The organism is Methylobacterium sp. CB376, from assembly GCF_029714205.1.
Taxonomy (GTDB): domain Bacteria; phylum Pseudomonadota; class Alphaproteobacteria; order Rhizobiales; family Beijerinckiaceae; genus Methylobacterium.
This window is the reverse complement of record NZ_CP121648.1, coordinates 6,009,119-6,023,727: the sequence shown is the minus strand read 5'-3', so window position 1 is coordinate 6,023,727 and position 14,609 is coordinate 6,009,119. Positions and strand designations below refer to the sequence as shown.

The 14,609-nt window shown below is 74.0% G+C and carries 11 protein-coding genes and 1 pseudogene; 3 read left to right on the top strand and 9 right to left on the bottom strand.

The features are described from left to right. Nucleotides 1–10: 10 nt before the first annotated feature. From QA634_RS27765 to QA634_RS27755, 3 genes and pseudogenes are all read right to left on the bottom strand, one after another. Nucleotides 11–1,453, bottom strand: a complete 1,443-nt coding sequence (locus QA634_RS27765) for a methyl-accepting chemotaxis protein (protein WP_150108734.1) — start codon at nt 1,451–1,453, stop codon at nt 11–13. Between the two features lie 638 nt (nt 1,454–2,091). Next, a pseudogene (locus QA634_RS27760) lies at nt 2,092–2,358 on the bottom strand (dihydroxy-acid dehydratase); the annotation flags it as partial. A gap of 37 nt (nt 2,359–2,395) precedes the next feature. Further along, nucleotides 2,396–2,752, bottom strand: coding sequence for a hypothetical protein (locus QA634_RS27755; RefSeq protein ID WP_012335211.1), 357 nt, complete (start codon nt 2,750–2,752; stop codon nt 2,396–2,398). Between the two features lie 190 nt (nt 2,753–2,942). On the opposite strand from QA634_RS27755, the gene QA634_RS27750 reads away from it, so the two are divergent. After that, entirely contained in the window at nt 2,943–3,542 is a 600-nt protein-coding gene (locus tag QA634_RS27750; RefSeq protein ID WP_012335210.1) for a cation transporter, read from the top strand. Between the two features lie 48 nt (nt 3,543–3,590). Here QA634_RS27750 and glmS read toward each other — a convergent pair whose 3' ends face one another. The 5 genes from glmS to glmU form a co-directional block, all read right to left on the bottom strand. Next, nucleotides 3,591–5,417, bottom strand: a complete 1,827-nt coding sequence (gene glmS / locus QA634_RS27745) for a glutamine--fructose-6-phosphate transaminase (isomerizing) (RefSeq protein WP_012335209.1) — start codon at nt 5,415–5,417, stop codon at nt 3,591–3,593. A gap of 160 nt (nt 5,418–5,577) precedes the next feature. After that, nucleotides 5,578–6,267, bottom strand: coding sequence for an anti-sigma factor (locus QA634_RS27740; RefSeq protein ID WP_012335208.1), 690 nt, complete (start codon nt 6,265–6,267; stop codon nt 5,578–5,580). Further along, nucleotides 6,264–6,530 carry a hypothetical protein gene (locus tag QA634_RS27735; RefSeq protein ID WP_012335207.1) on the bottom strand — a complete coding sequence of 89 codons (267 nt, stop codon included), beginning with the start codon at nt 6,528–6,530 and terminating at the stop codon, nt 6,264–6,266. The genes QA634_RS27740 and QA634_RS27735 overlap by 4 nt, the downstream gene beginning before the upstream one ends. Nucleotides 6,531–6,846: 316 nt before the next feature. Beyond that, complete coding sequence (locus QA634_RS27730) at nt 6,847–7,362, bottom strand: DUF4188 domain-containing protein (protein ID WP_012335206.1); 516 nt, start codon at nt 7,360–7,362, stop codon at nt 6,847–6,849. 121 nt (nt 7,363–7,483) lie between these two features. Continuing rightward, on the bottom strand, nt 7,484–8,839 hold the full coding sequence (gene glmU, locus QA634_RS27725; protein WP_012335205.1) for a bifunctional UDP-N-acetylglucosamine diphosphorylase/glucosamine-1-phosphate N-acetyltransferase GlmU: 1,356 nt from the start codon (nt 8,837–8,839) through the stop codon (nt 7,484–7,486). Nucleotides 8,840–9,000: 161 nt separating this feature from the next. On the opposite strand from glmU, the gene QA634_RS27720 reads away from it, so the two are divergent. Beyond that, entirely contained in the window at nt 9,001–10,689 is a 1,689-nt protein-coding gene (locus tag QA634_RS27720) for a glucan biosynthesis protein D (protein WP_012335204.1), read from the top strand. After that, nucleotides 10,689–12,800, top strand: a complete 2,112-nt coding sequence (gene mdoH, locus QA634_RS27715; protein WP_012335203.1) for a glucans biosynthesis glucosyltransferase MdoH — start codon at nt 10,689–10,691, stop codon at nt 12,798–12,800. Before QA634_RS27720 ends, mdoH begins: the two co-directional genes overlap by 1 nt. Nucleotides 12,801–13,229: 429 nt before the next feature. Here the strand turns inward: mdoH and QA634_RS27710 are convergent, their stop codons facing one another. After that, on the bottom strand, nt 13,230–14,489 hold the full coding sequence (locus QA634_RS27710; RefSeq protein ID WP_012335202.1) for an FAD-dependent monooxygenase: 1,260 nt from the start codon (nt 14,487–14,489) through the stop codon (nt 13,230–13,232). Nucleotides 14,490–14,609: the final 120 nt, after the last annotated feature.

Sequence of the window (14,609 nt, the reverse complement as noted above, 5' to 3'; positions counted from 1 at the left end):
CGCCGGCGCCTCAGCGCGCCAGCACGCGGGCGGCGTCCTTGGTGGTCTCCACCGCCTGCGAGACGCTCTCCACCGCCTGCGAGATCGCCACGATGTTCTGCGCGAAGGCGCTCACCGCGCCTGCCGCGTCCTGCATGCTGGCGGACATGTCCCGGGTCACCGCGCTCTGCTCCTCCACGGCCGCGGCCGTGCGCACGACGTGGTCGCGCATGGTGCCGACCGAGCCCTGGATCTCCTGGAGCGCGTCGACCACCTGCTTGGACACCGACTGGATGTTGCCGATCTCGCCGGCGATCTGATCGGTGGCGCGGGAGGCTTGGTGGGCGAGGTTCTTCACCTCCTGGGCCACGACCGCGAAGCCGCGGCCGGCCTCGCCGGCGCGGGCGGACTCGATCGTCGCGTTGAGCGCCAGCAGGTTGATCTGGCTGGCGATGCTCTGGATCATGCCGACGATGCCGTTCATCGCCGCCGCCGTCGCGGTGAGCGTCTGGGTCAGCTCGCCGGCCTGCTCGGTCTGGTGGTGGGCCGCGTCGCTGGCGCCGCGGGCCCGGCTCATGCTGGCGGCGATCTCCTGGATCGACTGCGCCAGCTCGTCGGCGGCGGCGGCCACGGATTGGACGCTGCCGGAGGTCTTGCCGGCCGCCTGCCGGGCTTGGTCCGCCTGCGCGTTCGACTGCCCGACGGCGCGGTCCACCTCGACGAAGTTGCGGTCCATCAGGCGCTTCAGCTCGGTGAGCCGCGTCACCTCCGCCGTGACGTCGCTCGCGAACTTGACGATCTTCGAGACCGCCCCGTGCCGGTCGAGGATCGGGTTGTAGGAGCCCTCGATCCAGACAGGCTGGCCGTTCCGGGCGAGGCGCTTGAACTGCGAGGCCTGGTACTCGCCGCGCCGCAGCCGCTCCCAGAACGCGGCGTAGTCCGGCCCCGCGGCCACCTCCGGCTCGACGAAGATGCGGTGGTGCTTGCCCCGGATCTCCTCCAGCCCGTAGCCCATCAGGGTGAGGAAATTGGTGTTGGCCGTGACGAGGGTGCCGTCCGGCCTGAACTCCGCCACCGCCTGCGAGCGGCCGATCGCGGCGATCTGGCTCGAATAGTCCAGGTTGAGCAGGCGCTCCCGCGCGTCGCTCCACTCCACGACGTAGCCCAGGCGCCGGCCCTCCCGGCGCACCGGCGAGACCAGCAGGTCGAAGACGCGCGTGCCGACCCGGATCGTGGCCGCGTGCGGTTCCTCCAGGGCGGCGAGCATGCGCCGCTGATGCGACGGATCCTTGTGGAAGATGTCGATCGTGCTGCCGATCAGCGCCGCCGCATCGAAGCGCGGCAGTTCGGCCTTGATGTCGGCCTCGGCGGCCCGCATGAAATCCCGCAGCGCCGGGTTCATGTAGGTGATCCGCATGTCCGCGTCGGCGATCATGACGTTGGTCCGCAGCGCCGCGAGGGCCGCACTCTCCATCCGGTTCCGGCTGGGCCTCCGGGCGTGTGTCCACATTCCAAGACACTCCTCACCATATGCTCGGCATGACGCGAATAAAATCCTGCACCGCCCCGATGCTGCGGATTTCGATCGCCGTGCAGAGAGATTATTGCAGCCACCTGTGAAGATTCCGCTAATTCCCGTCGATTCCGAAATCGTGATCCTGTCGTGGATCCGATGCGGATCGGCGTGAGGCGATGCTGGTTGTTTTCACAATACAGGCAGTCGCGACATCATGTCGGAAGGTGTGTTCCGGTTTGACGGATCCGTCCGGGGCGGGGCGGCCGCAATCCGGCGATAAGACGAAATTCCCTTGGGGAATGCGGCGAGCGGCTCCGGCGACGGGCCGGGCTGCCCGGCGGATCCCGGCTCGGCGGGATCGTGCCGATTGCCCGGGATGCCGATGCATCGGGCCGCCGTCCCTCTCGGAGCGTCGACACGCGAGCAGCGCCCGATCACGTTGCCGTCGAACGCTGCTCTCGGTTCGCGATTGTGCCGCATTGTCTGCGACGAACCGGCATCCACATCGTCGGAAGAGGCTCGAGCCGATGGCTCGACGACACGTCGAGAACGGACCCGGCGGTCGTGAGCCATGACCGCCGGGATCAGACCCGCCGCGCGGCCCGGTAGACGGCGTGGACCGCCGGGCCGTCGGTGCGGCGCACGTCCCAGCGCGCGAGGGCGGCGGCGAGGCTCCCCGCATGGACCGATCCGGCCGTCGCGTCGATGAGGCCGGCCCGGTCGAGGTCGCCCAGGATGCCCATGATGCCGCGCGCCCGGTGCACATCCTCGATGTGCACGTCCTCCATGTGCATGTCGGGCACCGCGGGGGCGATCTTGCACAGGACCGGCACCCGCCGCGACCGGCCGTTGATGTCGCCCACGCGCGCCGTCTGCGCGCCGGCGCGCCCGCCGGCCGCCTCAGTAATCCTGGGGGACCGGCTCGCCGCTCTCCAGGCGAAAATCCTGCGGACGGCCCCAGACCACGAGGCCCGCCGGCCCGCCCGCCGTCACCCGCACGTTCCAGGCCGGGCCGCCCGCGACCGGCCTCACCGCGCCCAGGCGCAGCACGGCGAGGCCGGGCTTGGCGACGAGGCAGCCGTTCTCGGCCAGCCAGCCCGGATCCTGCGCCGCCTTGGCGGCGACCGCGAAGCTGAAGGGGGAGACGCAGAGGAGCGCGCCCTCGCGCACCTGCAGCCGCCGCGGCCGGGCGCCCTCCTCCGCCGCGGCCGCGAGCGGCACGCCGATCACGCCGAGTGCGATCAACCCCCGCCGCATGGTCCGGTCTCCGGCTGTCCCGCGGAACGTCACGGCTCGCAATTGCAATGGTCAACTAACACAACTCGAAGGCGCAGGCACGCGCGCGGCCGCCCGGGCGGACGGCTTGCCGGGCGCGCGCCGGCCCGCTACGCCCCGGCCGGGGGACCGCGGGAGCCATGCCGGTGTCGCACGACGGGAAGACCGGCCGATGACGGGCGCCGGCCAGGATCCGGGCGGTCTGCGCCGCGTGGTGGCGATCGTGGCGGCCCTCAACCTCGGCTATTTCGGGGTCGAGTTCGCTGTGGCGCTCGCCATCGGGTCGGTGTCGCTCTTCGCCGACAGCGTCGACTTCCTGGAGGACGCCGCGGTCAACCTGCTGATCCTGGTGGCTTTGGGCTGGCGCGCGCGCCTGCGCGCCCGGGTCGGGATGGCGATGGCGCTGATCCTGCTCGTGCCCGGCCTCGCCACCCTGTGGACGGCCTACGAGAAGTTCGCCGCGCCGGTGCCGCCGGAGGCGGTGGCGCTCTCGCTCACCGGGCTCGGCGCGCTCGCGGTCAACCTCGCCTGCGCGCTGATGCTGGCCGCCTATCGCGGCCACAGCGGCAGCCTGACCCGCGCGGCCTTCCTGTCGGCCCGCAACGACGCGGTCGCCAACGTGGCGATCGTGCTGGCGGGCCTCGTGACGGCCTTCCTGTGGCCCTCCGCCTGGCCGGACCTGCTGGTCGGGCTCGGCATCGCCGCCATGAACGCGGACGCGGCCCGGGAGGTCTGGGAGGCGGCGCGGGAGGAGCACCGCGCCGAGGCCTGAACCCGCGGCGGCGGGAGCCCCGGCGCGCGGACGCGTCCCCCCAGCGGATCACTCGACGGTGACGGACTTGGCGAGGTTGCGGGGCTGGTCGACGTCTTTGCCCAGCACCACGGCCGTGTGGTAGGCGAGGAGCTGGATCGGCACCGCGTAGACGATCGGCGCCACCACGGCATCCAGCGCCGGCATCCGCAGCGTCGCGAGCGTCTCCAGCCCCGCCGCGTCCGCCCCCGTCGCGTCCCCGATCAGCACGATCCGGCCCCCGCGCGCCGCCACCTCCTGCATGTTCGACACCGTCTTCTCGAAGGTGGCGTCGTGCGGCGCGATCACGATCACCGGCACCGCGTCGTCGATGAGCGCGATCGGGCCGTGCTTCAGCTCGCCCGCCGCGTAGCCCTCCGCGTGGATGTAGGAGATCTCCTTCAGCTTCAGCGCGCCCTCCAGCGCCATCGGGTAGGCGGTGCCGCGGCCGAGATAGAGCACGTCGCGCGCCTTCGCGATCTCGCGCGCCAGCACCTCGATCTCCTCCTCGCGCTTGAGCGCCTCGGCCATCAGGCCCGGCACCGTGATCAGCGCGTCGATCAGGCGCCGCTCCTGCGCCGGATCGAGCGTGCCGCGCGCCCGCCCGGCCGCGATGGCGAGGCAGAGGAGGACGGTGAGCTGGCAGGAGAAGGCCTTGGTCGAGGCCACCCCGATCTCCGGTCCGGCCAGCGTCGGCACCACCGCCGAGGCCTCCCGGGCGATGGTCGAGGTCGGCACGTTCACCACCGCCAGCACGTGCTGGCCCTGGGCCTTGGCGTAGCGCAGGGAGGCCAGCGTGTCGGCGGTCTCGCCCGATTGCGAGATCACGAGGGTCAGCCCGCCCGTCTCCAGCGGCGGCTCGCGGTAGCGGGTCTCGGAGGCGACGTCGATCTCGACCGGCAGCCGCGCCAGCTGCTCGAACCAGTACTTGGCCACCAGCCCGGCATAGTAGGCGGTGCCGCAGGCGGTGATCGACAGGCGGGTGAGCGAGGCGAAGTCGAAGGGCAGCGCCTCGGGCAGGCTGATGCGGCCGGCGGCGAGGTCGACGTAGTGGGCGAGCGTGCGGCCCACCACCTCCGGCTGCTCGTAGATCTCCTTGGCCATGAAGTGGCGGTGATTGCCCTTGTCGACCAGGAAGGCCTGCGTCGCGATCCTCTGCCGGGGCCGGGCGACCACCGCGCCCTGCCGGTCGCGGATCTCGGCGCCCTCCCGGGTCAGGATGGCCCAGTCGCCCTCGTCGAGATACGTGATCTCGTCGGTGAAGGGGGCGAGCGCCAGGGCGTCGGAGCCCAGATAAGTCTCGCCCTCGCCGAAGCCGATGGCGAGCGGCGCGCCGTGGCGGGCGCCGATCAGGAAATCCTCCTCGCCGGCGAACAGGAAGGCGAGCGCGAAGGCGCCGCGCAGGCGCGGCAGCACGGCCGCCACGGCGGCGACGGGGGAGAGGCCCTCGCGCATGGCCTGGGTGACGGCCTGGGCGACGACCTCGGTGTCGGTCTCGGTCTCGAAGACGCAGCCCTTCGCCTGCAACTCGGCCTTCAGCTCGCGGAAATTCTCGATGATGCCGTTGTGGACGACCGCGAGGCGGTCGGTGGCGTGCGGGTGGGCGTTGGTCTCGTTGGGCCGGCCGTGGGTGGCCCAGCGGGTATGGCCGATGCCGATCGCGCCCGAGAGGGGGTTCTGGAGGAGCTTGAGCTGCAGGTTGGTGAGCTTGCCCTCGGCGCGGCGGCGCTCCAGGCGGCCCTGCTCGAGAGTCGCGATTCCTGCCGAGTCGTAGCCGCGGTACTCGAGCCGCCGCAGGGCGTCGATCACCTGTCCCGCCACGGCCTCACGGCCCACGATACCCACGATGCCGCACATGCTGATCGCCTCGTTCCTGGTCGGCGGCGCCCCGATCCGGGACGGCCGGCCGCCTGTGCACCCGCCCGCCGCAAGCGCCGGACCGCCCGCGCGCGGGCCCTCAGGCGGGCCAGTCTAGCCGCAGCGGCCGCCCGCCCGCCAGCCCATCCGGGCGGGCGCCTCACTCGCGCACGAACCGCCCGCTGTAGACGACCGGCCCGGTCGGGTTGCCGGAGGGCGAGCCGCCGGGCGGCTCGACCGTGACGGCGAGCGTCGCGCCGTCGAGGGCGGCCCGGTCGGCGGCGGGCAGGACGAGCCGGGTGCGCGGCGCGTCGGCGACGAGGCCGAGGGAGCGGGGCGAGGCTCCCTGCGCGACGAACCAGAGTTCGAGGCTGCGCTCGCGCGGCGCCTCGGCGGCGAGGGCGCGCACCTGCACGATCCCGGTCCGCGCGTCGAGGCCGACGACGAGGGCCGGCAGGTCGCCGCCGCGGTCGATCACCGCCAGGTAGCGGGCCTCGGGCGGGTCCGGATGCAGGCCGTCGAGGGCGATGACCAGGGCGAGGCCCGCCGCGAGCGCGCCCGCCGCGAGCGCGATCCGGCGCCAGCGCCGCAGGGCCGGCATCGGGTCGGTCGCGGGCGCGGCGGCGGGCCGGCGCTCCGGCAGGGCGTCGCGGATCGCCGCCCACAGGCCGGCGCTCGGCACCACGGGCGGCACCGCCCCGGCCAGGGGCCCGAGCCGCGCCTCCCAGAAGGCCTGGGCCGCGGCGAGCTTCGGGTCGGAATCGCGGTCGCGCTCGAAGGCGGCGCGCTGCGCGGCGTCGAGGGTGCCCAGCACGTATTCGGCGGCGCGCAGGTCGGGATCGTCGCTCATCCGGCCCGCTCCAGGCCGCCGCGCAGGGAGGCGCGCCCGCGATGCAGCCGCGTCCTCGCGGTGGTGACCGGCCGCGCGTGGCGGGCGTCGGGCTCCTCCCGCGACAGGCGCTCGCAACAGGCGCGCAGGATGCGGTCGCGCCGCGCCGGCTCCAGGATGCGCAGGCCGTGCAGGAGGGCCTCGCGGTCGAGGATCTCCGCCTCGCCGTCGCGCGGAGCGGCGATGCGGGCCTGCCAATCCTCTCCGTCCTCACCCTCCGGCATGGGGCCTCCGTCCTGCGGCGGACGACGTCGATGGCGCGATGGCGCGCGACCGCGCTGAGCCGCGCCATCGGGTTCCCGGTCTCCGGCACGGAGGTCGCCGCGCCCTGCCAGATATGCAGGATGACGCCGAGAAGTTTCGATGCGGTGAGGCCGGAGAGCGCCCTCAGCGCCGCCTCGTCCCGGCGGGCGCCCCGGCGCGGCCCTCCCCGGCGTCAGGCCGACGTTTCCCGCCCCGCGCCCCGCCCCGCGCGCCCGGGCGCGGCCCGCGGCCGATGCTCCGGGCCGACCCGCCGCCACGGTCCCATCCTCGCCCGGCCTACGTGGCCGGCTGGACGTCCGGCGGGTTCTCGGCGGGAAGGTGACCGAGATCCGCCTGCCCATAGGCCTGGTGCCGGCTCCGCAGCGAGCCGCGGGCCTGCTGCAGCGGCAGGAAGGCCGAGAAGCCCGTCGCCCGCGGGTCGCTGTAGATCGCCTCCATGCCCCCGCGCATGTGATAGGTCTCGTGCCAGATCGCGGTGCCGCCGCTATCCTTGAGGAAGTTCATCCACCAGGTCCGGTGCGGCTCCGATTTGGCGAAGCGCTCCAGGCTTTCCATGTCGCGCCAGTACCAGCGCATGCCGACATGAAGCGGAAAGAATCCGTAGATGATGTTGTTCTCGTAGTGCAGCAATCCGTCCGGTCGGCCGAGTCCGGCCTTCTCGATCGCCGGGCCGAGGCCGAGCAGAGTCTTCAATCCGAAGAGTGCGCGGACATGCATCCCGAGATACATGACGACGAGATCCGGATACCCGGAGAAGTCGGGGACTCTGCCGGTGTCAGGGCGTCCGATCATGGCCCTTCTCCCCTCCCTGCCGCGACGAGGAGAGTACAGGCATCGGGCAGGTTCCGCCACCGGGCGCGCCGACCCGGTGGGCCGGCCCGGACGGGCCGCGGCCCTCCCGGGCCCGGCCGTCTCAGCCCCTGTCCTTGTCCTTGGCCTTGGCCCAGCCGGGCTTCACCACCTGCCGGCCGCGGCCGAGGGCCAGCGCCTCGGGCGGGACGTCGTCGGTGATCACCGAGCCCGACCCGACATAGGCCCCCTCCCCGATCGCCACCGGCGCCACCAGCGCCGAGTTCGAGCCGACGAAGGCCCCCGCGCCGATCACGGTGCGGTGCTTGCGCAGGCCGTCGTAGTTGCACGTGATGGTGCCGGCCCCGAGATTCGCCCGCGGCCCCACCTCGGCATCGCCCACGTAGGAGAGGTGGTTGACCTTGGCGCCCGCGCCGATCGCGGCGTTCTTGACCTCGACGAAGTTGCCGATGCGCGCCCCCGTCGCCAGCACGGCGCCGGGCCGCAGGCGGGCGTAGGGGCCGATGACCACCCCCGGCTCCAACACCGCCTGCTCCAGGTGCGAGAAGGCGTGGATGACGCAGCCGTCGCCCACGCTCACGCCCGGCCCGAACACCACGTGCGGCTCCACCACCACGTCGCGGCCGAGCCGCGTGTCGTGGCTGAGGAAGACGGTCTCGGGGGCGATCAGGGTCGCGCCGCCCAGCATCGCGGCCCGCCGCAGCCGCTGCTGCAGGGTCGCCTCGGCGGCGGCGAGCTGGACCCGATCGTTGACGCCCTGCGCCTCGGCCTCCTCGACCGGCACGACCGCGACCCGCCCGCCCGCCCGCACGGCGAGGGCCACCGCGTCCGGCAGGTAGTACTCGCCGGCCGCGTTGGCGTTGCCGATCCGGTCGAGGAGGTCGAGGGCGAGCCGCCCCGACAGCGCCATCAGCCCGGCATTGCTCAGGCGGACCCGGCGCTCCTCGGGGCTCGCATCCTTCTCCTCGCGGATCGCCACCACCCGGTCGCCCTCGGTGAGCACCCGCCCGTAGCCGGTCGGGTCGGCGGCCTCGAAGGCCAGCACGGCGAGGGCGGCCCCCTCGGCGAGGGGCGCGCGCAGGCGCGCGTAGGTCTCGGGCCGGATCAGCGGCGTGTCGCCGAAGGCCACCAGCACGTCATCGTGGCCCGCCTCCAGGGCGGCCCGGGCCGCCAGCACCGCGTGCGCGGTGCCGAGGCGCTCGGCCTGAGGGAAGACTTCCGCGCCCGGCGCCGCCGCCGCCACCGCCGCCGCCACGTCCGCCCGGCCGGGCTCGGCCACCACCGCGAGGCCGGTCGCCCCCGCCTCGCGCACCGCGGCGAGCACGTGGGCGAGCATCGGCCGGCCGGCCAGCGGGTGCAGCACCTTCGGCAGGTCGGAGCGCATGCGCGTGCCCTTCCCGGCCGCGAGGACGACGCAGAGGAGCGAGCGGGCGCCCGCGGGTGTCGGGGTCGAGGTCATCGGGCTCATCGTCGAGTGGCGCTCCGCCCGATCTAGCCGGATCCCGCGCCCGGGCAAAGCCGAGGCCCGGGCCCGGCGGGAGCGGCCCCGGCACAATCTTAACGTCCAGTTCAGCCTCCGTCGTGGTAAACGGCGCGGGAGCCCACCCCCGGAACGGATGCATGACGCGACGACGCCCCGCCTCGCCCCGGCCGACCCACGCGCGAGAGATCCAGGCCCCCGCCCGCGACGCGGCGGCCGGCCTCGACCGCCGCGCCGTGCTGGCGCTCGCCGGTGCCTTCGCGGCGGGCGGCGCCCTCGCGCCGACGGGCGCCCGCGCGGAGGATCCGCCCGCGCCGCCGGCGCTCGGGGACGGCGAGCGCTTCGACCCGGCCGCGGTGGTGGCCCTGGCCCGGGCGCTGGCGGCCAAGCCCTACGCGGCCCCGCCCTCCGCCCTGCCGGACGCCTTCGGCAAGCTCACCTACGAGCAGTACATCGCGATCCGGCCGAAGCCCGAACTCCTGATCTGGCGCGGGGAGGGCCGCGGCTTCGTGGTCGAGCCCCTGCACCGGGGCTACCTGTTCACGAACCCGGTCAGCCTGCACACGGTCGAGGACGGGATCGTCCGGCGCATCCCCTACGACCGCGACCTGTTCGAGTTCCGCAAGACCGCCCCGCCCGAGGCCGGCCGCGACCTCGGCTTCTCGGGCTTCCGCCTCTACGGGAGCTTCGGGGGCGGGCCGCCCGCCGATTGCGCGATCTTCCAGGGCGCCTCGTTCTTCCGGGCCCTCGCCGCGGGCCAGAGCTACGGCATCACCGCGCGCGCCCTCACCCTGCGCCCGGCCGAGGCGCGGGGCGAGGAATTCCCGCTCTTCCGGGCCTTCTGGCTGGAGCGGCCGGGCCCGGCCAGCACCCAGATCGTGATGCACGCGCTGATCGATTCCGACTCCGCCGCCGCGGCCCTGCGCATGACGCTGCGCCCGGGCGACGCCACCATCGTGGACATCGAGGCGACCCTGTGCCCGCGCACCAGCCTCGACCATGTCGGGCTCGGCGGCATGACGGGCGCCTACCTGTTCGGCCCGGCCGACCACCGCAACACCGACGACGCCCGCCCCGCCGCCCACGAGATCGGCGGCCTGCAGATCCGCAACGGCGGGGGCGAGGCGCTCTGGCGGCCCGTGCAGAACCCCGAGACGCTGCAGATCTCCTCCTTCCTCGACCAGGACCCGAAGGGCTTCGGCCTCGTGCAGCGCCACCGCGACTACGCGGATTACCAGGACGACGTGCAGCACTGGGAGCGCCGCCCGAGCCTGTGGATCGAGCCCTTCGGCACCTGGCAGCCCGGCCAGGAGCAGCGCGGCTGGGGCCCGGGCGCGGTCCAGCTCATCGAGATCCCGAGCGAGTCCGAGGTCAACGAGAACATCCTGGCCTATTGGCGGCCCAAGGAGCCGATCGCCAGGGAGACCGCTTTCACCTTCCGGCAATACTGGTGCTGGGACGTGCCGGGGGCGCCGCCCCTGGCGCGCTGCACCGGCACGCGGATCGGCAAGGGCAGTTCGGGCAAGCGCCGCCTCTTCCTCGTCGACTTCGCGGGCGACGCGCTCTTCGCCCCGGAGGTGAGGCCCGAATCCCTGAAGCTCGCGGTCACGGCCTCGCCGGGGACGATCGTGCAGCCCAAGCCCGACGCGCCGCCGGTGAAGCGCGACCCGCAATTCCGCCCCCTCCTCTACCTCTATCCCGAGCGCAAGACGGTGCGCGCCGTCTTCGAACTGGACCCGGGCGGCGAGACCGCCTGCGAGATGCGCCTCGTCGTCAAGAACGGCGACCAACCCGTCAGTGAGACATGGCTGTTTCGTTGGACCCCGTGATGCCGCGCGCCTCCGGCGCACCGGCGGTGCCGCCCGAGGCGCCCCTCGCCATGCCGGTGCAGGACCTGCGCCGCTGGTCCCCCCTCGCGGCCCATCGCGGCGCGGCGCATCCGAGCCCGAGGGCCGCGCGGCTGTTCGTGTTCGGGGCGGCGGCCCTGCTCACCGCCTACGGCGCCTACGAGATGTACGAGGTCGTGACGGTGGCGGGCAGCGCCACCGTCCTGCAGCTGCTCCTGCTGCTGCTGTTCACGCTCAACTTCTCCTGGATCGCCCTCGCCTTCACCTCGGCGCTGCTCGGCTTCGGGGCGCTGCTGCGCCGCCGCCCCGCGGCCGCGCCGCGCGGGCCCCTGACGCGCCGCACCGCCGTCGTGATGCCGGTCTACAACGAGGCCACCGCCCGCACCTTCGCGGCGATCGAGGCGATGCGCGAGTCGATCGAGGCCACCGGCGAGGGCGCGCGCTTCGACTACTGGATCCTGTCGGATTCGACCCAGGCCGATGCCTGGATCGCCGAGGAGCGGGCCTTCCTCGCCCTGCGCGAGCGGCTCGGGGCCGGGGCGCGCCTGTACTACCGCCACCGGCCGAAGAACCACCACCGCAAGGCCGGCAACATCGCCGACTTCGTCACCCGCTGGGGCGGGCACTACGACCACATGCTGGTGCTCGACGCCGACAGCCTGATGAGCGGCGAATGCGTGGTGCGGCTCGCCGCCGCCATGGAGGCGGATCCGGATGCCGGCATCGTCCAGTCGCTGCCGCTCATCATCAACCGCAACACCCTGTTCGCCCGCGTGCAGCAATTCGCGGCCCGGATCTACGGGCCGGTCATCGCCACGGGCCTCGCCCTGTGGTCGGGGCGGGACGGCAATTACTGGGGCCACAACGCCATCATCCGCACCCGGGCCTTCGCGGAGCAGTGCGGGCTGCCGGACCTGCCGGGCCGGCCGCCCTTCGGCGGCCACGTGCTCAGCCACGACTTCGTCGAGGCGGCGCTGATCCGGCGCGGCGGCTGGAGCGTGTCCATGCTCCCCGACCTCGCCGGCTCCTACGAGGAGAGCCCGCCCTCGCTGATCGACATCGCCGTCCGCGACCGGCGCTGGGCGCAGGGGAACCTGCAGCATTCCCGCATCATCGCGGCGGCGGGGCTGAAGCTCGCCTCCCGCCAGCACTTCGCGACCGGCATCGCGGGCTACGTCGCCTCGCCGCTCTGGGCGGCGCAGCTCGTGGTCGGCATCGCGCTCGCCCTGCAGACCGCCTATATCCGCCCGGAATATTTCCCGAGCGAGTTCCGGCTCTACCCGGTCTGGCCGCGCTTCGACCCGGTGCGCGCGCTCCAGCTCTTCGGGCTGACCATGGGCATCCTGCTGGCGCCGAAGCTGTTCGGCCTGATCCTGGCGCTCCTCGACGCGACGGTGCGGCGGGCCTGCGGGGGGGCGCCGCGCCTCATTCTGTCGGCGCTGATCGAGACCCTGCTCTCGGCCCTGATCGCGCCGATCGCGATGCTGATCCAGTCGGGCTCGGTGCTGCAGATCCTGCTCGGGCGCGACACCGGCTGGAACCCGCAGCGCCGCGACGATGGCTCGATCCCGCTGCGCGACATCGTCCGGCGCCACCGCTGGCACACGCTGCTGGGCCTCGTCTCGGGGGCGGCCGCCTTCGCGATCGCGACCTCGCTGTTCCTGTGGATGTCGCCGACGATCCTCGGCCTCGTGCTGGCGATCCCGCTCTCCTGGGCGAGCGGCCAGCTGGCCTGGGGCCTCGCCCTCAAGCGGCGCGGCCTGCTGATGACGCCCGAGGAGCGCGCGCCGCCGCCGATCGCCGTGCGGGCCCGGGCGATCGAGGCCGAGAACGCCGCCCGCGGCTTCGACGAGGCCGACGCGCTCTGGGCACTCCACGCCGAGCCGGCCCTGCGGGAGGCCCACCTCGCCATGCTGCCGCCCCCGGCATCGCGGCGCCGCGGCGCGATCGAGGCCGAGCGGGTGCTGGCCGAGGCGAAGCTCGGCGAGGCCGTGAGCGTCGGCGAGGCGGCGTCCTGGCTCACCCCGAAGGAGCGGATGGCGGCCCTGCACGCGCCCGCGCTGGTGGCGCGGCTGGCGGAGCTGCCGCGCTAGGGCGCGGGATCGCGGCGGGAGCCCGGAAGCGACCCGGCGCGCCCCGCCCGCTGCCGGATCCGCCCGATCCCGTCGGGACGGCGGCCCGGCCATCCCGGATTGTCGACATCAAAGGCTTGGCGACTCAGAGGCTTGGCCACTCAGAGGCTTGGCGACGATCCGAGAACGGAACCAGCGGTCATGTCTCATGATACCAAATCCGCTTGATCCCTTCGGGATGGCGGATGTGGGCTTCGCTCAGGCGCCGCGCGGGCTGGTGATCCGCTTGATCCCTTCGGGATGGCGGATGTGGGCTTCGCTCAGGCGCCGCGCGGGCTGGTGATCCGCTTGATCCCTGCGGGATGGCGGATTTGGGCTTCGCTCAGGCGCCGCGCAGGCGTGTGATCCGGGATCCGCTTCGATCAAGCGGATCCCGGATGACCGCTGATTTCAGAGCGCCTCGCCGCGCATCAGCCGCGGCTGTGCGCCGCGCAGGCCCGCCGCCTCCCGGATGAACAGGCGCTTGAGCGCGGGCAGCCGGTCCACCAGCCCGAGGCCGAGGTCCCGCGCGAGGCGGACCGGCAGGGCGTCGTTCGAGAACAGGCGGTTAAGCCCGTCCGTCGCCGCCCCCATGGCGAGCGTGTCGGCCCGGCGGCTGCGCTCGTAGGAATCCAGCACCTCGGGCCCGCCCGGATCGAGGCCGAGCCGCATCGCGTCGGCGAGCACCTCGGCCAGCGCCGCCGCGCTCTTGAGGCCGAGATTGAGGCCCTGGCCGGCGATCGGGTGGATCAGGTGGGCGGCGTCGCCCAGGAGCGCGAGGCGCGGGGCGTGGAAGCGCCGGGCCATCCCGAAGGCGAGCGGGTAGGCGCGCAGGCCGGTCTCGAGGGCGATCCGGCCCAGGGTCAGGCCGAAGCGGCGCTCGACCTCCGCCAGGGCCTCCTCGGGCCCGCCGCCGAGCAGCGCCGGCACGTCGGCCTGCCGCTCGGTCCAGACGATCGAGGAGCGGTGGCCGAGGGACCCGCCCGGCGACAGCGGCAGCACCGCGAAGGGGCCGGAGGGCAGGAAGTGCTCGATCGCCCGGCCCTCGTGGTCGCGCTCGTGCGAGACCGTCGCGACGATGCCCGATTGCGGGTAGGACCAGCCGATCCAGCTGATCCCCGCCGCCTCCCGCAGGCGCGAGCGCGCCCCGTCCGCCGCCACGACGAGGCTCGCGCGCAGGGCGCGCCCGTCCGCGAGGCGGGCCGTGATCGCGTCGCGCTCCGGCACGGCCGCCGCGACCGGGTTCGGGTCGAGCACCGCGCCGGCCGCCTCCGTGGCCCGCCGCAGGGCTTCCAGGAGGGCGGCGCCCTCCACCATGTGCGCGAAGGGCTCGCCCTCCTCCACCTCGCCCGCGAAGGTCAGGAAGGCCGGCCGCACCGGGTCGGACAGGCGGCTGTCGGTGATGACCATCTCGCGGATCGGCTGCGCGCCCGCCGCCACCGCCTCCCAGACGCCGAGCCGGGCCAGCATCCGCCGCCCGCCCGCCGCCACCGCGTAGGCGCGCAGGTCCGGCTTGGCGCGCGGATCGGCGGCCCGCGCGAAGGCCGGGTCGCAGACCGTGATCCGCACCGCCTCGCCGAGGGCGCGCCGCAGGCCGAGCGCCAGGGACAGGCCGGGCAGCCCGCCCCCCGCGACGACGATCTCCCGATGAGGCCGAGCCCGTTCCGCCATGCCGCCCTCCCTGCGCCGCCCCCCATAGCATGCCGGGCGCGGCGCCGCCGCTTGACGGGCCGCGCGACCCCGCGCCAGATCGCCCCTCCCCGCCCCCGGGCGGCCGAACGGACGAGCCCG